We start from the raw sequence: 25,031 nt of genomic DNA, 5'->3' as shown, positions 1-25,031 counted from the left end.
AGTTATTTTAGTTTACTTCCGTAATTCACCGTTCGAGTGTAAGCCCATTAGCTTCCCATTCTTTCATATACATTGCTTTAAGTAAAGTGTCTGTTAGCGCCGGCTGGCCGTTACTAAACAAAAAGGCGTTAATTAGTTGTATCGCGAAAGATGAAATTAAATAGAACGCAATGGGAATAGTTATAAGCCAAATGGTGGATAAGAACGCATATTTTAGAGTACTAATAATGGCGGGCTTTTTGCCTGATTCAGTGTCGTGGTTGATAGAACGAAAATAACCTACTAACACAAAACCAATGAAAGAAACAACAACAATAAACGAAAAGACGATAAAAAGCCGCGGGAGACTAATATCACTTAAGGGTTGGGTGGAGGAAATTCCTAGAATAACGCGAAAGGGAAATTCCACGGCCACCTGGTGAAAAAGTCACAAAATTCCTTTTAAAATGTTGAACGCAAAGAAATTAAAGGTTCAAAACATTTGGAAAATGGCATAGTATATTCAATTAAACAACTTAACTCACTTTATCGCTTTTGTTCAAAGCACTTAAGGGGTCTGATTTTGAAAATAACTCAATTACGGTCGGTACAATAAAGGAAACAATTAAGAGCACGCCCACAACAATGCCAAGGGCAAGCACGGAAATTTTGATTTTACGCATATATTTTTCCGTATGCTCCTGGTCGTTAGACATAATTAGTTTTAAGGCAAAATAGATAATAAAACCAATTGCAATTACTAAGCCAATTCCTAAGAACGCGGCACCAAATTTTCAGATTTGTGAGCCTATGCTATAAGCTTGTTTGTTAATTGTTTCAATTCCGATTTTTTGAGTTTCGGTTGGCGATGTTTCTGCTAATTGTGTTATGAAATTCATTTCATCCTTTCTAAAGTGAGTTTGGTGTTAATTTGCTAATGTTTTTCCCAAAAAATTCCCATTTTGGCAAAATTTGTGAATTTGTTTGTTTGCTTAGTTGGAGTGTGTAAATGAAAGCGCACCAAAATTAATGGAATGCTAAAGAATTTAAAAGCGTTTTCACTTTACTCTCTGCTTGTGTTGTAAGCTCGTCAAAATTAGCAATTGTTATCTCTAAACCATCACTTTGCGCTAACGCTTGGTTGAAAATGTTGTATTTGCGCTTTAGACTAAGGCCTTGGCTGTCTTGAAAAAAAGTTTGGTGGTACTTAGTCTTAAGTTCATTTTGCTCTTCCTGTGTGTTTAAAAGCACGTAAAGCAAAGGTAAAGCGACTTCTTGAATTTGGTCTAAGACTCACGCATAAGTGCCTGCAAACGCCAATTGTGGGCTCGTGGGGAAAAGCAATAAGTTAGGTTTAGTTTCATTACTAAGCATTAGACCAATAGTTCAATTTAACTGCGCAAAAGTTAACAATGCATCTAAGTAAGCTTCGATTTTGGCTTTGATGTGTACATCAGTACGTAAATCCTCTAAGTCATAATTAGTTCCTTGGTGTAAAATGTGTTGCATTAAAGCAATTCACTTTTGGGCGATGGCACATTGTAAAAACTGGGCATAAAAGATACTTCACCCTTGCTTTTTGGCGCCATCTTCGTCGTTAAAGTTAACTAACGCATTTTGCGGTGTCTGTGTGGCTAGAAAAAGGTCGGATTCGCTTCAGGAATTTGCAAAAGGTGCATTAAGCACCTGTTCCTTGGCAAACTGCGTCACAATATTTTGCTCATTTACGCGGTAAGTGCCGTTGGAGTCAAAGTCATCTAACGTATACGCGTTGCTATGGTTGGCCTTAAGCACCGCGTAAGGGGCAAAAGCTGCCGGATTTGCTTTGTCAAAGTCTTGTTTAATTTTGCTTAAGGCTTCAATGGTGGCAATACCGGTAAAACCTTGGGAAACAATGTCAAAAAAGTCCATATCGGCAAAGAATTTAATTAAAGGTTCATTGGCAAAAGGATTTTTAACATCGCTGGGGTTGTCGACTTGGTCGGGTAAAGTGTTCTGGGCACTTAAATTAAGATAAAAACTTATACTTTGGTAATAGTCTTGGAATTGCGCCTCTGTGGGTTCATTGGGGTTGTCTTCTGCTTGAGTGTCACAATAAGTTTGCGGTTCATTTTGCGCTGCATTTTCTGCAGCATGTTCGGAATTTTGGTTTGGTTCATTGTTGTCTCCTTGGCGAAAAAAGTTCACAGTGGCTTTAATTTCGTTTTTTTGTTCGCTGGTAAAGTGTTGGTTAAAAACGTGCTCTAAATTTGTTACTATGGACTTAAAGTTGATGCGGTATTGCGCATTTACTCCGTGTTGGTTTCAGATTGTTTCAATTAATGTAAACAAAGGCGTTAGCGCTTGGGTGCTAAGTTGGTTATCTGTTAGCGTAATTGTTGTAACGCGGGGAATTAATTGTGCTAATTCTTCGCTTGAATGCTGCGCTGCCTCGATTCACACTGGCGAAAGCACATAATTGTCTTGCTGTGCAATTCAAAAGTTTTGGTTTTGTACTGTCACTTGGCGCACGATCGGTTGGTTTTGCGTGTTGGCGGATGTGCTGATTGTGTCGCTGCTGCGTCGGGGTGCTAATGCCGCCCCGGCTCCTTCTCTAACGCTAAAACAACTTGTGGCAATAAGTGGCGTAAAACACAAAGGCGTTAACACGAAATGTTTAAGTTTTCGCTTGTTCACTTTGTTCACTGCGGGGCTGCGCAAAGTTAGCAAATAAACGTGCACTTAGCAAATTCTTCACTTGGCTTTGTGCCTCGGCTGGCAAAGTCGCCAAATAGTTATTCACAACTTGTTGGGGTGAAAGCAAAGTTTGAATGCGGTTGTTGGTATCGAATTGGGCGTATAAAACTTTGTTTTGTGTGTGAATATTGTTGCTTTGGAAAAATTCGCTTAGACTTGTAATTGGCTCGACGTCTTTGTTTGCATCGTTTAGCTTGTTTACAATTGCTTCAACCAGGTCGACTAAATGTTCGTTTGGTTTAGCTGCTGGTTTTGCTTTTTTAGCTTTCGGTGGTGTTTGCACAATGTTTAGTTGGGCGGCATAAAGTTTGCTTAGTGCCGCGTGGGCTTTCGGGTTTAGTGTTTTTAAGTGTTCGAAACAAACTTTAAGTTGGGCGCTGTCTAAACTATCACAAAAGATACGAATTACACTTCATTCCGCACAAAGATTAAAACCAAGAGGATTAGTTGTCTGCGGCAAAATTTGCAAATAAAGATAGTTAGTACTAAAGTTGTCTTGCACTCAAAACATTTGCTTTAAAAGTCAAAAGTGCTTGTTGGTGTGGTCTAACTTAACACCGTTTTGTGTGATTTGCGCAAACAAAGTGTCAAAGTGGTGCAAATTGGAACTTGTTAAATATTCTGTAAAGTTTGGTAACGCTTCGTTGTTGTCACAAATAGTTACAAAGTCTGCGCTAAGGTTGGCAAATTCGGGGTCGTTTGTTAGTTTTGGCTTAATTTGTTGTGCGTGTAAGTAAGACAAAATTGCGTTTTGTTCTAAGGGTGGTAAAGCGGCAAAATATTCCTGAATAATTGTGTGCTCCTGCACAAAATTTTGCTTGATGGTGCTATCTTTGCTTTTGGTTTTCCAAAACGTTAAGGAAACTTCGTTACTTGGTAAGTAAGTCAAAATTTCATTTGCAAACAAAAAGTCTTGAATTGATGGCGTGGTGTTTAAGTGGGAATTGATTTGGCTCATTTGTTCGACACTTAAATGCTTAAGTTCGGCAAAAGCGTTAGTTTTTTTAGTTTTTGCTGACATTTTTTAACTTTTTCGCCTTCTTGTTAAACTTCATCACGTTTTTGTTTCACAATTTGGAGTAAATTGACAAAACAAAGAATAAATAAACTAAACATAAATGCTCCGCTTGCTCCTAACACGGTATAAACAGCATACACAATTCCAATGTGTGGACTTGAACCAAAAAGCACAAACATTAAGGAGGCAACAAAACCAATTGCGGTAAGAAAGAACAAAGCAAGCATAACAATGAGTCAGTGTGATTTTTTGAAAGTTTTGTTGGTCTTGAATTTTGTCATAGCATTTCCTTTTGAGCAAGTTATCAAATGTGAGTGCTTAACTAACAAGCATTACGAAAAACCGTTACTTCAAGTGTTGTGTTTTGTATGCTAAATTTGTGAATAAGAGCTTGTTAGTTAAGCACCCGGTAATTAGAGTGCTAAGTAAAGGCTTGGGTCTAACTTTGAACTTAACCCTTTGTTTGATAACTGCTCCTTTCTGTAAAATTTCAAAGTCTGCTTATTCAGACGGTACAAAACTCATATAATTACTTTATGAAATTTAAAGATAAGTTTTTAATTGGTTTGTTAACCGTAGTAACTTTTGGTTTTTGCTGAGTTTATTGAAAAAAACAGCATAAAAAAAAGAACATCCAACAAGTTTCAACAATGGCTTTGCCTGGGTATGTTAATCTCAATGAATTAATTACTTTGCTTGGCGAAAAAGCCAATATTACAGAGGTGGATGCAACATTATCTAATTTAAAATTAGCGATTCAAGATAGACAAAAAGTGAACCTTGAAGCTTTAAAAAATCTGAAATATGTCTCGGGAATAATGGCGGGTGAAACTAAAATCACACTTGTTGTTGGCGATATTGCTCAAAGTCTCAAAAATGAGCTTGCAAAATTGCTCACAGCTTAAAATCAACTATTTCTTTGTAATGACTAGTAAATACTAGTCATTTTTTACTTTTAATTTTTAATATATATTAAAATTCTTTGCATTATGAAAGAGAATCAACAAAAACAAGCTAAGTTTGAACGGATTACAGAAGTCCAACGAGCAAAAATTAAACAGTCATTATTGACTTTTGGCACATTTTATCGTGTTAAAAGTTTGAGATGACAAATTGTTTTTACAGTTCTAATTGGAGCTTTGTTTGGTTTAACTCAGTATTTTGTTATCCAAATTACCGGACTTTATGAAATGGGTGTAGCTGCAATTAGTCAAGCAACAGCACGCCTTATGTATCAGGTTTTACCTTTTAATGAAGTTACACGTTTTATTATCTACAACACAATTTTCTGGTTGCTTAACTTTTTTGCTAATGTGCCGCTGTTTATTTTGGCTTACAAAAAAATAGGAAAGCGTTTTACACTTTTAAATCTAATTTTTATGATTTCAGTTACTGTTGTAGGTTTGATTATTTCAAACTCAATCTACGATTCGCAACATTTATATTTGTTTGGAAAATTAGACGAACATAATTTAATCAAATGAACTAGCGACAACATCGGTGACTTATCAATTTTAATTTATGGTTTATTGTGAGGTGGTTTACAAGCAATCTTTACAGCAATTTTATTAATTATTGATAGTTCTTCAGCTGGTTTTGATATTTTAAGTGTTTACTTATCAAGAAAAAAATTCCGTGATGTTGGTAGCTTTCTAATGTTTTTACACTTTGTATCATTCTTATTTGCTTACTTTTTTGGTAGTTATTTAACTAACGGACTAAAAGAAAATCAATGAGATATGCAACTATTATTTAGTCCTGCTTTTGTTGCGGGATTAATTATGGTGTTATTCAATGGTTGAATTTTGAATATGTTGTTTCCAAAGTTCAAAATGGTCAAAGTTGAAGTCATCACTTCGAAACCATGAGAAATCGTTGACAAAGTTAACGAACTTAAAGAGTATCGTTTTTCAACTAGCGTTAAAGAAATGGTTGGTGGCTTTACACGTACACCACAAAATGTTGTAATGACAACTTGTCTTTACATTGATGCAGCGCAAATTCTAGAAGTAGCTAACAAAGTTGATCCAAATGCTTTTATTATGATTTCTGACTTGAAAAAAGTTGACGGATATATGTATATTACACATTCAGAATACAAATATATTTTGAAAAAGAATCGTAAAAACAACACACAAAAACCACTTGGCGAACCAACAAGTAACACTACTTTAACAGCGACTTTACTAAATCCTGAGTTACCTAAACTCGAAACGAATTTAACTAATGTCGAAACTCAACTTGAGAATTTAAAAGCTGAACTCGAATTAGTTAAACAAGAAGTCCAAAAGACCGACACCGAAACAAAAACAAGCGACTAAATCGCTTGTTTTTAAATTTCTTAACTTATCGTGCAGAAATCACTTTACTTAAGTTTTTTTTCTTATCTTATATAATATAAAAATATCTTACAGACAGACTCTAAACTGAATCTGCAAAAATTTTATGAATATCCTTTTGTCATAGAAGTATTCGCAAAATTTGTATGAAAGGAAGTGTAATGTTAGATCTCAAAGAACCAGAATTTACCAAAAAAATACCAGTTCAACAAGATAGTTTTCAATGAACATATGAACAAACAGCTTGACAAAAAACCCAAACTGATGTCATCACCGAATTAATTAAACACAAACAAAAAGTTACTTCAGAGCAACCATTCCGTTTAGCAGCTAAAGCTGCATCTCTTACCTTTCAGGATGCATTTGTAAGAGAGGTTGTTAAACCGAGTGCAAACGAGTTTAGTATTTTGAATTTTAGAGTAATTGATCCAATTAAAATTACCAAAGAAGAATATACAAACGCATTAATGTATGGCAAAATTAGTTTTAAAGATTGAGAAAAATATTTTGACTGAAAAAACATCAATGTGCCTTTTAAAGTTAGACCTCACGAACCATACGATTTTGTAGTGGACTCGGCAGAAAAATTCTTAAAAAATTATCCGCTTTTCCTTGACATTAAACCTGAAGACGAAATTCAACTCGAAGATAATGTTGAATTACTTTTAAATGTGTTTTCCCCTAAAAAAGAAGTTTTGGAAGAAAATAAATTAATTAAAATTGTTGCTCAAAAATTTCCTAATCCATCGCTTAATGAAACAGTGATTGGCAAAAAAGTAGGACAAGAATATTCAGTAAATGATCCCGACAATAATCACCTTAAAATTGTGATTGTTAACGCCAAGAGAAAACAAAATGTTGAACTTACTGAAACATTATGTCAACAACACTTTCCTGAATTTGGCAGTTTAGAAAACTACAAAAATACTTTGGTAAATGACTTTTTAACAGAAAATGCCGTTAATTTATTAACAGAACACTGAGTTAATCTTTTAGACTACCTTGGCGGACAAGTTTATTTTGATATAGCAGATACGCCATATCGTAAAATTTTGTTCGAAAATGAAATTCAGTGACACAAAGACCATGTTCCTTTAGTTGGAGAATTGCTTAAAGATTATGAAACTTTAAGTTTTGTTGACAAAAGTGATGAAAAAAGTCAACAACTTAAATTTATGTTAGCAACTTTTAACAAACCAATAATTAAACACTTATTATTCGATCTTATTGAAAAAGACACACCAGAATTCGAATTAAGTGATGAGGAAAAAGAAAATTTCTTGCAATGATTCGTCCGTGTTTCACAAGATGATCCTTTTTCACCTGAAATGCAAGCCAGATTAGAAGATACTTTAAGATTCGTTCGTGTCGCTATGTATTCAGCAAAATACAATGAACCTGAACTTTACTACGAACTTAAACACTATCTTAAATGAAAAGCTTTTCAATAACATTTAAGCAAACAACATCCTGTGTGTTGTTTTTGCATTTTTTAAATTGATTTTTAATTTAATCCTACAAAATAGTAAGATTCGTAAAAGGAGTAAAAATGATTGAAGTTCAATCCTTAAGTAAAGTCTTTGTTGACAAAAAACTTTTTGAAAACGTGAATCTCAAATTTACAGCTGGAAATACATATGGAATTATCGGCGCCAACGGAGCTGGTAAAAGTACGTTTTTAAAAATTTTAGCTAAAGAAATCGAACCAACCAGTGGTCAAATCATTATTGAAAAAGGGCGCAGATTAAGTGTACTTAGTCAGGATCAAAATGCCTTTGATGATCTAGTTGTTACTGATGTAGTTATTATGGGTAACACTGACTTACACAAAATCAAAGAAGAAAAAGATGCTATCTACGCCAATCCTGACGCCACAATGGAAGATTACACCAGAGCAGGTGAACTAGAAGAAAAATACGGCGAACTTGGTGGTTGAACTGCAGAAAATGATGCTCAAGAATTACTTTCAGGACTACAAATTCCAAAAGACAAGTGAAATGTTTTAATGAAAGAATTAACAGCTAACCAAAAAATTAAAGTGTTATTGGCCAAAGCACTTTTTGGTAACCCTGATATCTTAATAATGGACGAACCTACTAACCACCTCGACTTGCGCGCTATTAAATGACTAGAAAACTTTTTAGCTGAATATGAAAATGTTGTGATTGTTGTTTCCCACGATAGTGACTTCTTAGACAACATTTGCACACACATTGTCGATATTGATTTTAATGAGGCAAAAGTTTACACTGGTAACTATTCATTCTGAAAAGAAAGTAGTGAACTAGCTCGTGAATTAATGAAACAATCAAACGCCAAAAAAGAACAACAAATTGAAAAACTTAAACAATTCATCGCTCGTTTCTCAGCTAACGCTTCTAAGTCACGGCAAGCTACGAGTCGGAAAAAATCACTTGAAAAAATTACTTTGGATGAAATTAAACCTTCTAATCGTAAGTACCCTTACATTGCCTGAGATCTTAATCGTGAACCTGGTAAAGATATTTTGAGTGTTGAAAACTTAACTTACGTAGATGAAAAAGGTAAAACTCTCTTTGAAAATGTTTCTTTCACCCTTTCTAAAGGTGAAAAAATGGTGTTGATTGGTGAAGATGACATTGCTAAAACTCGCTTTTTAGAATGTTTAATTGGTAAAATTCAACCAACTAGTGGCACAATCAAATGAGGACAAACCATTAAATTTACTTACTATCCAAACGAAAACAAAGAATACTTCCAAGAAGATATCACCATTTTAGAATGAATTTCCAAATGGCCTTTACTCAATTCAACCGAAGAAACTAAAGATGTTAGTGACCAGAGAATGAGGGGTTTTTTAGGTAGAATGTTATTCTCTAACGACTCTGTCTTTAAGAAGGTTAATGTTACTTCCGGTGGTGAAAAAGCTCGGTTAATGTTTTCAAGAATGATGTTACTAGAAGCTAACTTTTTAATTTTTGACCAACCACTAGACCACTTAGACGCCGAAAGCATTGATAGTGTGATTGAAGGACTTAAAAAATACAAAGGTGGTGCAATTTTTACTACTTACAACCGTGCTTTTGTAAATAATGTAGCGAACGTTATTCTTGAAATTGCTCCTGATAAAAGCTTTACCTATCACGGTACTTTAGACGAATACGAAAAAATTATGAATTATTAAATAAAAAAATCGCTTACTAAAGCGATTTTTTGTTTTCTAGAAATTAATTATGTTTATAACCAGTAATTGTAAATTGTCTAGCAGTGCTAGTAATATTGGTAGCTGAATCATAGAGAGCAAGTTCTAGTTCAATTTTGCCAGACATATCATTTGCTGTTTTTCTTAGCACTTTAATTACTTTGCCTGTACCAAAATCAAGCGTTTCACCACTTCGTGCGTACAAAACAACACCTTGATCAAAGTTAGCTTGCGCTATTACAGCAGAAGGGAATAATTCACTTTTGTTTTCAGGAGTGGTAGTTTCACCATCAAAATGTAAGTGATCAGCGTAATAAGCTTTTGCTAATAAGTTGTCTAATTCTTCTCTTTGAGTTTGCACATATGATGTTGTATAGAAGCCATCAAGAGTGTAAACTTGCGAAGAAAATGTTTCTCCATTAGCATCTTGTGCTTGAATTTGAAACGAATAAGTGCCTGTTTGTGTAGATTGCTCACTTGGAGTTGCACCGCGATCATCTTTTTTAACATTAATTAAGGTATAAGTATATTGTGAAAAGGGAACAAACTCACCTGCATTAAGCGTTAAATCAGCAAAGGTTAGATTCAATTCACTTGGTAATAATTGCTTGTTTTTAGTATAAATAACTGCTGCAATTCGTTCAAGATCTTTTTTCAAGTATGACTGTGGTAAGTTTAGGCAATTTTTCAAAACAATGGTTTTACTTTTACTACTTAACTCATTTTCTTTTAAAGTTAAGGTGAGTTCTAAATTGCCGTCACGATCAAAAGGAGTTTTCGTGGTAATAATTACTTTAACACCATCAGGCAAAGTGATTTTTGTGGCTTCTGTGTGTGTAGAATCTCGATAAAAAGTGAACTCCTCCGTTTGCGCTTGCGTAGCAATTTCTGAAGGTAAAAATACACTTTGTGTTGGTGCTGTGGCACCACTTTTTGTTCAAGTCACACTAGCAAAAGTATCAAGCAGACTGTTTAAAGTTGCAATTTTGTTGTGTGTTTCCAAAGTCATTAAGTTAGTAATTGGAGTAGGTAACACACGTTTACTGGTGTCATTGGTGTTCTTAAGAGCGATGCTTACTTCGACTTTCAATGTACCTTTTTGGTCATCTGGGATTAAATTAAGATCGTAAACAAATTGGTCTTTTTGTTGATACGGAGAACCTTTAAGATTGAGTAATTGAATGTCCGCAGGTTTAATTTCACTTGGTAAGTAGTCTGCCGTATTCTTTTGTGCAATTAATTTAGCACTACCAATGCTAAGCAATTCATCTGAAATCAATTTTGCCACAGTTTCGTCTTGAGTTGCTTCTTTTAAAAAACCTGACATTGTAAAAGTGCGTACTGTTGTACTTGTGTTTTTTGTAAATGTAACTTGTACTACTGCAATTCCTTGAATCATATCTGTATTGCTACTAATAATTTTATAAGTAGTTGTAACAGCAGGGTTTTTTAAAACAAAAGGAATGGGTGTAGTTTGACCTTCAGTTTGAACATTAAGTGAAAAATCAGCAACATTAAGTGCGCTTACTTTCGTTGTTGCTTTTTGCGCCTCTTGTGCGTAAGCAAGAGTTAAAGGCGTTGTTTTAATTTCTTCGACAAAAGTTGCTTGTTCAACTCTTTGTTCATTTTTCTTAGTTAATAGCACCGCAGGAACTGCACAAGTAGTTCCAACTAAAATCGCACCTAATGCTGTGGTGAGAAAGACTTTTCCTGGTTTCATAAAGTACTCCTTTAAATTGGTAAATGAATACTATATAAATAAGTAAATATTGATTTATTATATATTAATAAGTATTTTTTAAGAATTTTGCTAAATAAAGCTTAAAAAAATGAAAAACTAACATTTTTTCACATATTTGACTCGAAAAGATGTTTGGAAAAGTTTTCCATAAAATTTTATTTTTCTTTGTTTGTTATTTTAGGTTTTGTTGTCTTTCTAACCTTCTTCCTGGCTGCGAAAAGAGCGAAAAACAAACAAAAACATATTTTTGTATTATTATATTTATTTATTAGCTTATTTTTAAATAGAGGTAGTATGCAAAAACGTTTAGTAAGTGGGATTAAACCAACCGGTAATTTGACTCTGGGCAATTACATTGGTGCTCTGAAAAATTTCGTGAAATTGCAAGATCAATATGATTCGTATTTTTTTGTGGCTGACTTACACGCCTTAACTACAGGCACAATCAACTCTAAAGAGCTTTACCAAGCTCGCTATGAAATTGTTGCTATGTATTTAGCTTGCGGACTCGATCCAAACAAAGCTACAATTTTCTTTCAGTCTGACTTGGTTGAACACGCCGAAACACAATGACTTTTTGTAAGTGAAGTCGCCATTGGCGAACTATACCGTATGACTCAATTTAAAGACAAGAGCCAAAAGTTAGCAAAACAAGACAATGGGACAGAAAAAATTCCAGTTGGCTTATTGATGTATCCAGTGCTAATGGCTGCTGATATTTTAATTTATAACGCAGATGTAGTGCCTGTTGGTGAAGATCAAAAGCAACACCTTGAACTCACACGCCAAATTGCACAACGTTTTAACAAAAATTACAAAACTAAATTCACAATTCCTAATGGTATTGTTCCACCTGTTGGTGCAAGAATTAAATCTTTAACTAATCCAGAAAGTAAAATGTCGAAGAGCGAAGCAAGTTCAAAAGCAACAATTTACTTACACGATGATCCTGATGTAGCTTACAACAAAATTATGAAAGCTGTCACAGATAGTGAAAACAAAGTTTACATTGCCGACCACAAACCTGGTGTAGTTAATCTTCTACACATTTATGCCGCCTTGACAGACATTTCACTTGAAGCTGCTGCTGATCGTTTCAAAGATGCTAATTATGTTGAATTTAAACAAGCAGTCGCACAAGTGGTAAAAGATGAATTAATTAAAATTCAAACTAATTATGCAAAAGTTAAAAACCAAGTCCACGCAGTCGTAACTGCTGGCGCTACTAAAGCTAAGCAAATTTGCGCCCCAATTGTAAGTGATCTCAAAGCTAAAATGGGTTTCAATTAACTAACAATACTAGCAAATAGTTATTTCCGCAACAAAACAAAGGAAGAAAAGAAAATGAAAATTCATGCAGATAAACAACTAAACCATACCACCAGTCACCTTTTAGGTGCTGCTGTTGAACAACTTTATCCTGGTGTTAAACTTGGGTTTGGCCCAGCTACCGAAGAAGGCTTTTACTATGACTTTGAGTTTCCAACGCCAATTAGTAATGAAGAGTTAGCCAAAATTGAAAAGCTGATGAAAAAATTAGTAGCTCGTAATTTAGTGACAATTCAAATTCCAGAAAGTCAATACAGTTTTGACAATAAACCCTATAAAAAAGAACTCTACGACGAATTAAAAGCAGCGGGTAAAGAAATTACTTTTTATGCTTTGCAAGATCCCTTGAATAAAGAAATTGTCTTCAAAGACCTTTGTGCTGGTAACCATACAGAAAGTACAAAAGTAATAAAAAACTTTAAATTGCTTTCGCTTGCGGGTGCCTACTGACGTGGAAATAGTGACAATATTCAACTCACTAGAATTTATGGTACCTCTTGACACAAAAAAGAAGAGCTAGATGCTTACTTAACTTTACTCCAAGAACGTAAAGAACGTGACCACCGTAAAATTGGTAAAGAACTTAAAATCTTTGCTTTTGACCAACTTACTGGTCAAGGTTTACCAATTTGACTAGAAAACGGAATGTATATTCATAACGAAATTCGTGATTTAGTTCTTAAGAAAGACCGTAAGTATGGTTTTACCGAAGTTTTAACACCACACTTTGGTAACGAAGAACTCTACAAAATTAGTGGTCACTTAGCTCACTATAAAGATGATATGTTTGCACCACTCATTGTTGAAAACGAACGTTTAATTCCAAGACCAATGACTTGCCCACACCACATTGTGTGTTACCAAATGGAAAAACGTTCTTACCGCGATTTACCAATTCGTTACTCGGAACAAAGTCAACTTTATCGTTATGAAAAATCAGGTGCACTTACTGGTCTTGAAAGAGTGCGTGGTATGCTTTTAACTGAAGGACACTTGTTTGTGCGTGAAGACCAAATTGACCAAGAAGTTAAAGCGATGTACGAATTAATCAAGGAAACACTTGAAATTTTCAAAATCGAAATTAGTTACATTTCACTTTCACTCCGTGATAATCAAAAAGATAAATACTTCAATGATGACAAGATGTGAAACTATGCTGAAAAGAAACTAAAACAAGCTTTAGATGATTTGGGTGTTCCTTACGAAGAAAAATATGGTGAAGCAGCCTTCTATGGTCCAAAAATCGACATTCAAATTGATACGGCTTTAGGCCATGAAATTACAGTGTCAACGATTCAACTTGACTTCTTACAACCAAAAAACTTTGACATTACTTATGTAGATCACAATGGTCAAGAAGTGCGACCAGTGATGATTCACCGCGGTTTAATCGGTACCTATGAACGTTTTGTGGCAATTTTACTCGAACAAACTAAGGGTAATTTACCATTCTGACTTGCACCAAGACAAATTTCAGTGATTCCGGTAAACAACCTTGAAAATCTTGCTTACGCACGTGAAGTTTATAATGAATTATTTGAACACAATTTCCGTGTAAAACTAGATGATAAGGATGAACGCTTACCAAAGAAAATTAGAGAAGCTCAAATTAATAAAGTTAAATACCAAGTTATTTTAGGTGCTAAAGAAACCGAAAGTAAGACTATTTCTTATCGTGAATACGGTAAAGAAGAAACTATCAACTTACCATTAACTGAATTTATTAGTTTACTAACTCACAAAAAACTAAAATATGAGTAAAAACGCTAAACAACCTAAACAACCAACAACTTACAGTTACAAAGCCTTAACTTCAACCTTATTTTTTATCATTTTCATTATCTTACCCTTAACAGCAATTTATATTACTGGGACAAACGACATCGGTAACAACAATTTAATTAAAAATTTTTGAATTGTTTTTGGCTGTACCTATGGTATAGGATTATTCGCAATTTTGTTAGATTTTCTCTTAGTTAAATTAAAAGTTTTAAACGCACGTTCATTTAACTTTTCCGTGCCGATGGTTGTCTTATTTTGTTTTATGACACCAACTGCCTATGTGTCAGGCTTCCCGTTGTATGCGCGTGTAATTGTGGTGTTTGTGCTTGTAGTTATTGTCACTTTACTAATGAACATTTTAATTACCAAAATCGAAGCTAAGAAAAACTAATTCAACTTGCCAAAAAAACAACTGCAAAGTTGTTTTTTTTATTTTGTTGTGCATGCAAAGTTATACGTTAGTCCTGGAAAAATAACCATACACGAATTCTATAATTTACAGGATGTTGGTGAATATTTAGATAATGAAGTTAATGTGATTAACAACCAAGCTAACAACATTACCTTCACCGCACACATTCTTAAAGACTTTAGAAATAGAGCGCAAATTTTCCTTAACTTGTTAAACATTGATCCAATTTATGGCAAGAGCGGTGAAGTCAAAAATTCACTAAAAGCTTCAACTGATTTGTTAAGAAAAGATCTTGCGTTGTCAGATTTAAGCCAATTCTATAGTTATCTACGTGAATTTGCTAGTGAGAAATTTAGCTTCGCAACACTCAAAGACAATGCAGTAGCTAAAACTGCTTTAGCAAACCTTCTTGCTACTGGCGATAACAATGCGCCAAGTGTGATCAGTGAATCTGTTCCTGAGTCTGGATTAACCTATAACTCAATTTTTGGGCTCAACCAAGTTGTTCACGGAGTAACGAATAATAACTTTAGAACTTACTTAACAAACATTCAAACTAACCTTAACACGCACAATGTGTTAGAAGATACAACGGAATTTGATTTAAGTTTAATTACTGGTTCAGGTTCGATTTCAACTAACACTAACACCAAGTTCCACTGGTTAGATGTAACTAATGACACTAACTTTAAAGATCTTTTCACTTTCTTCTATGGTCTAAAAAAATCACCGCAAGGTTCAGCTATTGAGTGAGAAGTTAATGGTCAAAAAGTTCTTGGTAGTGAATTAAATCCTGCTAACACCAGAATTAAGTTATTAGTAAGAAGTAAAGATAACGTGCTCAACTGGTGAAAATATGGTAGTTCGACTACTCCAGAAGGCACAACTTTTGAAAACGGAACTAACATTAGAACCATTTTAACTAAAGCAAGAGTTGAAAAATTAATTGGTAACCAGTGAGTGATAAGTCAAATCACACCAAACATTTTGATCAAACCACACCTTGCACACATTGACTTAACCAAATTATTTAGCAATTTAACTTCGAGAGTAACCTCAGCTAACACTGCCCAAGTACTCTTTGATTTAAATAACACTTATGACAATGTGAATTGAAGTTCAAGTGAAAACCAAAAAACTTATGCTAAGTATATAGTGCAATCACTTTATGATCGTCTTGTTGCCAGTGAACACAACGAAGGTGACCAAGGGGTCTACCTTAACAAGAATCCTGACTGAAGTAAGGATCCATATTTAGCTTACTCAGAAAGTTCTGTGGAAGTGAAAAATGCGTGAAAAACCTTCATGCCAAAATACCACAACAACTTCTTTAAATTAGAAGGTGAACGCATTATTCAAGGTAACTACCAAATCGGTGCTACCGGTAAATCATTTAGTTCACTTTACCTTGATTATGACAACCAAATTGTCAAAATGTCACCTGACTTCTCTAACAATGAGTTAAATGTGGTCATTACTGTCCCAACTTTCTTTAATTCGTTGCCAAAATACCCATATGCTGTCACCAATGATAGTTTGGCCGCGCTTGCTAAATTCCCAACCAAACCAAATTACGTAGAACCTTGAATGAAATATTTATATGACGATGCTGCCAATGGTGGTCGTTACAACACCGTCTATGCTGCGCAAAATGACAATTTATTGGAAGCCTTAGAATTAAGTAATAGTTCTTGATACTTACCAGACAGAATTGTGTCTGACAACAACTTGCCAAAAGAACAATTTTTATCAAAATTAGCTTTCTTGCACTCACCACTTGCTTCAGATATTAAATATCTTGAAGCGCAACAAAAAATTCTTTACTTAATGGCAAAGTGAACACAGGTAGCTGATGGAAATTCTAACTATGCAATGATGTTGATACCACAAATTTATACCGACACGAGTGAACAAAGTAATATCTATCGTCTCGGTAGTTTTAACACTTTAAGTTATCGTGATAGTTATAGTTACGATCAAGTTGCTGGTACTGGTCAATGAGGTACTGCTTTGTATGGTGCACAAGTGTTCTACTTTAACTTTAAATTCAATGTTAATGCTAACGGTCAACTGGCTGCTTATCCAAAAGCTACAGAAACTTACACCTACTTACCATCTGGTGTGTTCCAAGCTAACTCAATTAGTAACTTCGAACCTTACAAAGACCCTGCTAGTGGTAAATACTTGCGTAGTCGGATTATTGAAAACTCGGGCGCTACTAAAGTTAGTGATTACTTTGGTGTGACTTGAAAAGTGGATTCCCCAGAAACAAAAGGTGGTTTTGCCTTTGATGTTGATGATGGCGGCAAAACAGTAACAGCGAGTGACTTTGTGAAATTTATTAGTTACAACACCATTGTTAATTCAAATCGGCGTTTTGACTACAAAAACACCAATCGTGATGCTGTGTATGCCACTGCCACAACTTGAAACGCTTTTGGACATCAAAACTTTTATAACGATGTTGCTTTCAAACCAGGCGTTCGAAACCAAACACGTCGTCTTAAATTGGAACCAACTCACATGAAAATTATGCATTTAAACAACTCAGGTAATGCACTTATCTACTTAAATGCGCTTGGCGATGGTGTCATCTATCGTTCAACCTTAACAGTTAATAACCCTAACTTAATTAGTGAGAGCGACCTTTTAACTTCAAACACCTCAATTGGAAGTACTTTTGGTTGGTCAAAATACTGAAATGTTGGTAATAACACACCATATGACGGCTTTAATTCCACCACAGAAATTTGAGTCGATGGTGATCACATTTTTGCCGACAGTGTCTTTCCAGCTAATCGTGCTAGCTTCACTGATCAAGGTTACTACTGAAAATGATTACCTTACGAAAACAACACTACTGTAGTCACAGCGGCAAAAAATAGTTTTGTTAAAAGCATTAAATTCAACACTATTGATTATTAATTAACAAAAAACACAATGCTTAACTAAGCCTTGTGTTTTTTTCTGCAAAAATTCACAACTTTTTGCTTAAATTTTATTTAAATATGTTGATAATATATGTCTAACAATTAGAGAGGTATAAATGGAAAGAATTCAGCAAGGTTACACCAACAAATCTTTTCGTGATGGTAAATTTTTTTACCAAGAAAAAAATTACACTGGTTTTAACCATCACCTTGATTACAGTTTGCTTACTCAGTTTTCATTTGTGCCCCGTTTAATTGCTAATCAAAGGGAATTCTCCAAATGAGAATATATTGATGGTAGTGTACCGGAAATGTCGGAACAAAATTTAAAGCAAATTGCTCAACATTTAAATACTTTACATCTGAGCAAACTTAAGTTTCCGGCTAATAACTTAGTTGCTAGAATAAATCATTATTTAGCAATTATTAAGCAAAAACACTTGCCAAGGGCTGATTTACCGCACATTTTCCAACTCAAGACGCAAATTTTTGACTTTTTAGCACAAAACCAAAATATTTGGCCTTTGCACAATGACCTTTGACCTATTAATTTGGTTGAAGATTCACACCATCAAATTTACTTTGTGGATTGAGAATATGCCACAATGGGTGATATTCACTTTGAACTAGCCTATTTTATTGAAGCATCCAAGTTAAATTTACAACAAGAAACATTTTTACTTACACACTTTGACTCGATTAACCAACAAAGATTAATTCAAAATAAAATCATTGTAAATTATCTAGTTGTCTTATGAGCCTTAGCACAAATTCAGCTTCCTTTTGAAATCGAGCAATATCTAAAAAAAATAGATAAATTAAATGAATTGTTGTAAAATTTAAATATTAATTTTATATTTTATTCATATAAATAATCATACTAGTATTAGGAGTAAAAAAATGAGTAACAATTCAGTAAGTTCAGTAAACCAACTTCAATACAAAAAATTAAGATTTTCTTTATCAATTGTTTGACTCGCAGTTATTTTTACTGCTGTTATCACTTTATTTGCTGCTTTATTAGCTTTTGTAAATTTTGAGTCTATAGATAATAAGTTTGTAGCCTTCTTACTTACAACTGCTGTAATATTTTTTGGTTTTATACCAGATCAAGCAAAAAAACATTCCAACTTACTTTGGAGAAAACGCTGCTACAACAAGTAGTGTGGTATTAGCATTAGTTATGATCTTACTTGTGGTTTTAGCTGTTGCATGCTCGATTTTTGTAATAATTAAATATTTTGAAAAATCAAAAGGTAGAAGTATCTTTTCACTAGTGTTAGTTGTTCTCATATCTATTTTTCTAGTATTAGCTTTATTGTCATCAACTATAAATACTAAATTATCGTCAACCTTCTTATTTAGCTATGGTAATTTATTATGAAGTGGTTTATTATTTGTGGCATTACTAATTCAAGCAATTTTAATGGTATACGCAAGAATGAGCAACAAAGAAGAAGCTTACCAATTTGTATTAAGAAAAATTAAAGAACAAAGATAATTTATTCATACAAAAAAAGAAAACATTTACTTTGGTAGATGTTTTTTTTATATTTAAATCAACATACACGGAGAAAAAAATGCAAAGCAATATAACTCATCTTAAAAGATTTAAATTGATCGCAAAATCACTTTCATCACTTTATGTTAAGCAATGTGCTAAAAAAATGCAAGATGATGAGAAAAAGGGAATTCTTAAAGCAAGCACGATTTACAATTACATTAAGAAATTGCGTGTTTTTGACCAAATCGAAATTTATGAAAGTAACTCCCAGCTCCTTAAGTTTCTTAAAAATTTTTTTGCTAACATTAGCAAGGATCAACGTTTACAAGGCTTTAAACCAGTTTTTATTTACTTATACAAACGAATTTTAAAACGATACGATAACTTCAAAAAAATTGAAGTTGAAATTGAAAATATTCTGCGTTACAAAAGTGAACAAAGACTTGCAATCAAACGTTTAGGAGGATACACGGAGTTACAATTTAATATTTTGCAAAAGGAAGCCAAGCAACTTAGTGATAACTTTTGTTTTATTTTTTTTATTTATGCTTATAACGGGATCAGATTAAGCGAATGGGAAAACATTAACTTTCGTCAATTACTTGAGCACGGAGAAACTATTATTGGTACCCTCAAACACAATAACAAACGATATGTGCGAATGCCACAATTTACCAACAAAGCTGAAGCAGAACATTTTCGGCAAATTTTGAAAACGAATTTAACTTACTTCCAAAAACTCAGTGCTGAACAAATCGGCGATAAATTTAAAATGTTTAGTCGAAAAATTAAAAAACAATATGGTGACATTTTTGTCAACAAAACTATTTCTACACACGTGCTAAGACATCACGTTATCACAAACTGAGCTCAAGAGGGCGCCTCAAGTTCAGAAATTAAAGGGCTTTCTGGTCATAAAAACACTACTATTTTGGAAAGTACTTACATCAATTTAAGCCCTAACAAAGTTAAAACCATCTGAAACAAATTTTCTAAACCGTTTGCAGATATTAATGTGCAATTCAATAAATTTATCGAAACCGCCTATGGTATAAACCTAAACGTCGACAAGCATATGCAAACACAAACTAATTATCACAGTCAAGAAAGCACTAACGAAATTTTTACAACTAACAACAAAGATCTCCAGATCATCAAGAATTTGTTATTTAAAATTTACGAATTACTAACGAAAAAAGATTTTTTTGAATCGTAATTTGCAAAAGAAGCGCAATTTCTGCAATTAAAACAAAAACTATAATTTCCAGGACACTGGTGCTTATTTAGAAATTCCAACTAACGTTTTCGACAACGGCAAATTCACTGCTCATATTCTCAAAGACTTTAGAAACAGAGTACAAATCTTTCTTAATTTACTTAACATTGATCCAATTTATAGTCAAACAAGCGAGACAAAAAACTCGTTATTGGCTTCAACTGATTTGCTCCGAAAAAACCTTACAATGTCAGATTTAGCTCAATTCTATAGTTATCTACGTGAATTTGGCGGTGAAAAATTTGTTTCACAATTCCTTCAAGACAACACCATCACAAAGAATGCCTTAACAAACATTTTGGCTGCCGGTGATAACAACGCGCCAGCTGTAGTAACTCCAAGTTCACAAACAGCTTTGGCAACTTACAACTCAATGTTAGGTGGCAATAAAGTTGCTCCAGGCATCACTAACGATAACTTTGCAAACTATCTTAATGACGTAAAAGAAAATCTTGGCACAAAAAATCCTTTAGAAGACACAAGTGAATTTGATCTTAATTTAATTAGTGGTGCTGGTGTAATTTCGACTAACGAACACACTAAATTCCACTGAATTAATGTCACAGGTGATGATAAATTTAAACATCTGTTTTCATTCTTCTATGGTATTACCGGTACGCTAGACGGTACAGCTGTAACCTGAGAAGTTAATGGTACAAAAGTTGCTGGTAGTGAATTAAATCCTGCCAACACAAGAATTAAGTTATTAGTCAAGAGTAAAAACAATGTGTTAAGTTGATATCGTTACCAAAACGGTACAGCTGAAGGGGTTAAAACTAACAACAACACTGTTCGTGAAATTCTTACCAAAGTACGGGTAGAAAAATTAGTTGGTAACCAGTGAGTAGTTAGTCACATCGTACCAAATTTAATCATCAAACCAAACGCTGTTAACTTTGACTTATCAACCTTGTTCGCGAACTTGAATACGCGGGTAACTTCCTCAGCTAATCGTCATTACCTAGCTAATTTAAATGCAGAGTATGTCTTAGGAGAGAATGAAGAATGGACTAACCCACTGGTACAAAATAAATACATTCAAGCCTTTGTCTCAGCAATTTATGACAAATTACCAGTAAACCAAACTAATATTGGCGACCAAGGTGTTTACAAACAAACCGAAGAAAGTCTTGCGACTGGTCAAGATCCTTACCTTGAATTCACCACTACACCAACTGTCAAAGAAAAAGCAGCGTGAAAAACTTTCATGCCAAAATACCACAATAATTACTTTAAGATGGAAGGTGAGAGAGTTATCACAGGTAACTATAAAATAGGTTCAAACGGTCAATCATTCTCTTCATTATGACTTGACTATGACAACCAAATCGTGAAAATGGCTGTCGATAAATATCACGGTGAATTAAATGTGGTGGTGACAGTGCCAACTTACTTCCAAAGCTTACCGAAATTACCTTCTAACGTGCACAATAATGATGTTTACACAATCTTAAGGTTTGATAATGTTGGTGAGCAACCTAAGTTTGGTTCGCCTTGAATTAAAGCAATTAACGATCGCAACAACACCACATTTAATAACCACGCAAGATATAGTTCGCAAACTGATAACTTATTCGAAGCCTTTGAACTTAATAACTCAATTTACTACTTACCTACATGGGAAAGTGCCGAAGGTATTAAACAAAAACTTTCACAAGTTGCCTTTAGTTTGTCACCATTAAGTTCACGTACCAACCAACTTGATGTCAACAGACAACTTGTGTATAATGTTGGTAAATTTGGTTTCCACAACGATGGTTTGTGAAACTATGCTCAAGTGCTCTTACCGATGGTTTTAACAACTTCACACGTCGACTTAAGCGTGTACAACAATTTAGACTTAAGTACTGAATATCGCTTTGACGAATCCACTCGTCAACCACTACGTGGCTCAGCACTTTTTGGTTCTCAAGTGTTCTACTTCAATTTTAAATTTGAAGCTGACGCTCAAGGTAAAATTTATGCTTATCCAAAAGCAACTGAAACTTACACCTACTTGCCATCAGGTGCCTTCCAAGCTAACGCAATTAACAATTTCGATGGTTATAAAGATGCAGCAACTGGCAAATACTTAAGAAGTAAAATGATTGAAGCTTCTGGTGCCGGTAAAACAAGTGATTACTTTGGTGTAACCTGAAAAGTTGATTCACCAGAAACTAAAGGTGCTTTCGCTTTTGATGTTGATGATGGCAGCAAAACTGTCAGCGCGGAAGATTTCAACAAGTTCATTAGTTACAACACTATTGTTAACTCAACTACACGTTTTGATTACTTCAATACTGACCGTAACACAGTGTATGTATCTTCAAAAAATTTATCGGAATTACTTGAGCAAAACTACTTCTATAACTTGTCATTTACCCCTAGTGAATACAACCAAACACGTCGGCTTAAGTTAGAACCAACTCACATGAAGATTATGCACTTTAACAACTCAGGTAACTCGCTAATTTACCTTAATACTTTAGGTGATGGTGTCATCTATCGTTCAATGTTAACGGTGAACAACCCTAACTTAATTAGTAACACCACAACTTTAACTAATAGTACAGCGGCTAATAGTTGGTTTAACTGAGAACGATACTGAGATGTTGGTAATGGTACTGTGTACAATGGTTTCCCAGACGCTACTACAGAAATTTGAGTCGATGGTGATCACATTTTTGCTGATAGCATATTCCCAGACGATCGTTCTACCTACCGCAACCCTGGTTACTACTGAAAATGATTACCATACCAAAACAATACTAATGACATTAGTGCAACCAAGGCAAGATTTGTCAAAAGTATTAAGTTTACGCCAATTCAATACTAAACCAAAGAAACAAAAAATGACTCGTACGCACGAGTCATTTTTAAAACTTTTATTTTTTGTTATCCAAGTTGGTTTTGAGGATGTTAAGAAAAGCTTCTTGAGGCACTTCAACCGAGCCAAGCATTTTCATCCGTTTCTTACCTTCTTTTTGTTTTTTAAGTAACTTTTGCCGTCTAGTGACGTCACCACCATAAAGTTTTGCCGTTACGTCTTTCCGGTAGGCTTTAATTGTTTCCCGGGCAATAATTTTGCTGCCAATAACAGCTTGGACTGGTACTTCAAAGTTTTGGCGTGGAATTTCTTGTTTGAGACGCTCACACAAATCACGCGCTCGCGGATAGGCTTGGTCACGCTGCGTGATAATTGAAAAAGCATCAATTTTATCACCGTTAAGTAAAATATCGACTTTAACCAAATCACTTTCCTTGTAACCAATGACTTCGTATTCAAAAGATGCATAACCTTTCGACAAGCTCTTTAAGCGGTCAAAGAAATCCAACACAATTTCAGCTAAAGGCATTTCGTAAACTAAGCGCACACGGCTTTCGTCGATATAATCAAGGCTTTGGTAAATACCACGTTTGTTTTGACAAAGTTCCATAATGTTACCAATGTATGTGGTTGGCAAAATTAAAGTTGCTTCAATGTAAGGTTCTTCAATTTTTTGAATTTGCGTACGTTCTGGCAAAAGCGATGGGTTGGAAATGCTTTCCACGCTGCCATTAGTTAAATACACTTTGTATTCGACTGACGGTGAAGTAGCAATAATTCCAATTTTATACTCACGATTTAAACGTTCCTGCAAAATTTCCATGTGTAACATACCAAGAAAACCTACACGGAAACCAAAACCAAGGGCTTTTGAAGTTTCTTGTTCTCAAGTAATCGAACTATCACTTAAAGAAATTTTTTCCAAACTTTCTTTGAGTTCCATGTAGTCGCGTGTGTCAACTGGGTAAAAACCCGGTGAAAACCACTGGTTGTTTTTTCTTGTAACCTGGTAAGGGTTCTCAGGCTGGATTTTCTACAGTCGTAATAGTGTCCCCTACGTGAACTTCTTTCGCATCGCGAATAGTAGCAGCCACCCAACCAACTTCCCCTGCTTCTAAGAATGGTTTCTTAGTTTCTTTTGGATTGCGCACACCAAGTTCAGCTACGTTGTACTCAACACCATTTGACATAAATTTGAATTTTTCGCCGACATTTAGCTTGCCTTGAAAAATTCTCACTAGCAAAATCACACCACGATATTCATCAAAGTACGAGTCGAAAATCAAGGCACGTAATGGTTTAGAATCATCAGCATTAGGTGGCATCGGCACGTATTTTTCAATGGCTTCTAGTACGGCTTCACAATTTAAACCGGTTTTAGCTGAAATTGCCACTGCGTGGGAAGTATCAAGACCAATGACTTGTTCAATTTCTTGCTTGGTACGTTCCACATCGGCTGATGGTAAGTCAACTTTGTTAATAATTGGAATGATTTCAAGGTTGTTTTCAAGTGCCAAATAAACGTTTGCTAAAGTTTGCGCTTCGATGCCTTGGGTAGCATCAACAAGTAACAAAGCACCCTCTGAAGCTGCTAAAGAACGAGAAACTTCGTAAGTAAAATCAACGTGACCAGGCGTGTCGATTAAGTGAAAAATATAATCTTTGTATTTGATTTGCACGGCATTTAACTTAATGGTAATGCCTCGTTCACGTTCAAGATCCATTTGGTCAAGAAACTGGTCATCCATGTCGTGCGCACTCACTGTTTCAGTAAGTTCTAAGATTCTGTCAGCTAAAGTACTTTTGCCATGATCAATGTGAGCAATAATTGAAAAATTTCGAATTTTTGTTTTATCCATAGTGTGCGTCCATTTTTCTCTAATTAATCATTTAAATTTAAATTAAGAGTATAAATTAATGTTTATATATTATAAGGTATTCAGATATCTAACTATAAATTAGACCTAAAAGAAAAAAGCAACTAAATAAATTAGTTGC

General features: G+C 34.4%; 19 protein-coding genes and 1 pseudogene. 13 read left to right on the top strand and 7 right to left on the bottom strand.

The features are described from left to right. Positions 1-7: 7 nt before the first annotated feature. The 5 genes from EXC55_RS03100 to EXC55_RS03080 all read right to left on the bottom strand — a co-directional run bounded on the left by EXC55_RS03100 (position 8) and on the right by EXC55_RS03080 (position 4,014). A complete protein-coding gene (locus EXC55_RS03100) occupies positions 8-481 on the bottom strand; it encodes a hypothetical protein (RefSeq protein WP_129623205.1) in 474 nt (157 codons plus the stop codon). A gap of 34 nt (positions 482-515) precedes the next feature. Next, positions 516-878: an Mbov_0395 family pilin-like conjugal transfer protein gene (locus tag EXC55_RS03095; protein ID WP_129623204.1), complete on the bottom strand. Its 363-nt coding sequence runs from the start codon at positions 876-878 to the stop codon at positions 516-518. A 127-nt stretch (positions 879-1,005) separates the two neighbouring features. Further along, entirely contained in the window at positions 1,006-2,664 is a 1,659-nt protein-coding gene (locus EXC55_RS03090; protein ID WP_220096551.1) for a hypothetical protein, read from the bottom strand. Then, positions 2,636-3,736, bottom strand: coding sequence for a hypothetical protein (locus tag EXC55_RS03085; protein ID WP_129623202.1), 1,101 nt, complete (start codon positions 3,734-3,736; stop codon positions 2,636-2,638). Before EXC55_RS03085 ends, EXC55_RS03090 begins: the two co-directional genes overlap by 29 nt. A gap of 23 nt (positions 3,737-3,759) precedes the next feature. Next, on the bottom strand, positions 3,760-4,014 hold the full coding sequence (locus tag EXC55_RS03080) for a hypothetical protein (RefSeq protein ID WP_129623201.1): 255 nt from the start codon (positions 4,012-4,014) through the stop codon (positions 3,760-3,762). 255 nt (positions 4,015-4,269) lie between these two features. Between EXC55_RS03080 and EXC55_RS03075 the strand changes: the two genes are divergently transcribed. From EXC55_RS03075 to EXC55_RS03060, 4 genes are all read left to right on the top strand, one after another. Further along, complete coding sequence (locus EXC55_RS03075; RefSeq protein WP_129623200.1) at positions 4,270-4,638, top strand: PTS sugar transporter subunit IIA; 369 nt, start codon at positions 4,270-4,272, stop codon at positions 4,636-4,638. Between the two features lie 84 nt (positions 4,639-4,722). Further along, on the top strand, positions 4,723-6,054 hold the full coding sequence (locus EXC55_RS03070; protein ID WP_129623199.1) for a YitT family protein: 1,332 nt from the start codon (positions 4,723-4,725) through the stop codon (positions 6,052-6,054). Positions 6,055-6,233: 179 nt separating this feature from the next. After that, on the top strand, positions 6,234-7,523 hold the full coding sequence (locus tag EXC55_RS03065) for a trigger factor-related chaperone (protein WP_129623198.1): 1,290 nt from the start codon (positions 6,234-6,236) through the stop codon (positions 7,521-7,523). 98 nt (positions 7,524-7,621) lie between these two features. Next, positions 7,622-9,235 (top strand): ABC-F family ATP-binding cassette domain-containing protein, encoded by a 1,614-nt coding sequence (locus EXC55_RS03060; RefSeq protein WP_129623197.1) that lies wholly within the window; start codon positions 7,622-7,624, stop codon positions 9,233-9,235. Between the two features lie 43 nt (positions 9,236-9,278). Here EXC55_RS03060 and EXC55_RS03055 read toward each other — a convergent pair whose 3' ends face one another. After that, positions 9,279-10,973 carry a lipoprotein 17-related variable surface protein gene (locus EXC55_RS03055; protein ID WP_129623196.1) on the bottom strand — a complete coding sequence of 565 codons (1,695 nt, stop codon included), beginning with the start codon at positions 10,971-10,973 and terminating at the stop codon, positions 9,279-9,281. Positions 10,974-11,288: 315 nt separating this feature from the next. Here EXC55_RS03055 and trpS point away from each other — a divergent pair, with 315 nt between their 5' ends. The 9 genes from trpS to EXC55_RS03010 all read left to right on the top strand — a co-directional run bounded on the left by trpS (position 11,289) and on the right by EXC55_RS03010 (position 23,042). Further along, positions 11,289-12,284 carry a tryptophan--tRNA ligase gene (gene trpS, locus EXC55_RS03050; protein ID WP_129623195.1) on the top strand — a complete coding sequence of 332 codons (996 nt, stop codon included), beginning with the start codon at positions 11,289-11,291 and terminating at the stop codon, positions 12,282-12,284. A 54-nt stretch (positions 12,285-12,338) separates the two neighbouring features. After that, entirely contained in the window at positions 12,339-14,084 is a 1,746-nt protein-coding gene (gene thrS / locus EXC55_RS03045) for a threonine--tRNA ligase (RefSeq protein ID WP_129623194.1), read from the top strand. Next, positions 14,077-14,496 carry an MAG3450 family membrane protein gene (locus EXC55_RS03040; RefSeq protein WP_129623193.1) on the top strand — a complete coding sequence of 140 codons (420 nt, stop codon included), beginning with the start codon at positions 14,077-14,079 and terminating at the stop codon, positions 14,494-14,496. Before thrS ends, EXC55_RS03040 begins: the two co-directional genes overlap by 8 nt. 48 nt (positions 14,497-14,544) lie before the next feature. After that, positions 14,545-17,442, top strand: a complete 2,898-nt coding sequence (locus EXC55_RS03035) for a hypothetical protein (protein ID WP_129623192.1) — start codon at positions 14,545-14,547, stop codon at positions 17,440-17,442. 121 nt (positions 17,443-17,563) lie between these two features. Beyond that, on the top strand, positions 17,564-18,283 hold the full coding sequence (locus EXC55_RS03030) for a phosphotransferase family protein (RefSeq protein ID WP_129623191.1): 720 nt from the start codon (positions 17,564-17,566) through the stop codon (positions 18,281-18,283). Between the two features lie 64 nt (positions 18,284-18,347). Beyond that, a complete protein-coding gene (locus EXC55_RS03025) occupies positions 18,348-18,611 on the top strand; it encodes a hypothetical protein (protein WP_129623190.1) in 264 nt (87 codons plus the stop codon). A 19-nt stretch (positions 18,612-18,630) separates the two neighbouring features. After that, entirely contained in the window at positions 18,631-18,948 is a 318-nt protein-coding gene (locus EXC55_RS03020) for a hypothetical protein (protein ID WP_129623189.1), read from the top strand. A 79-nt stretch (positions 18,949-19,027) separates the two neighbouring features. Then, a complete protein-coding gene (locus tag EXC55_RS03015) occupies positions 19,028-20,167 on the top strand; it encodes a site-specific integrase (protein WP_129623188.1) in 1,140 nt (379 codons plus the stop codon). 247 nt (positions 20,168-20,414) lie between these two features. Beyond that, on the top strand, positions 20,415-23,042 hold the full coding sequence (locus tag EXC55_RS03010) for a hypothetical protein (RefSeq protein WP_129623187.1): 2,628 nt from the start codon (positions 20,415-20,417) through the stop codon (positions 23,040-23,042). Positions 23,043-23,091: 49 nt separating this feature from the next. On the opposite strand, the pseudogene lepA reads toward EXC55_RS03010, so the two are convergent. Then, positions 23,092-24,892: pseudogene (gene lepA, locus EXC55_RS03005) on the bottom strand (translation elongation factor 4). Between the last annotated feature and the right edge of the window lie 139 nt (positions 24,893-25,031).

The sequence above is a fragment of the Mycoplasmopsis columbinasalis genome, assembly GCF_900660705.1.
Lineage (GTDB): Bacteria > Bacillota_I > Bacilli_A > Mycoplasmatales > Metamycoplasmataceae > Mycoplasmopsis > Mycoplasmopsis columbinasalis.
Note: the sequence above shows the minus strand (reverse complement) of the source record. Positions and strands in the feature narration are given on the sequence as shown.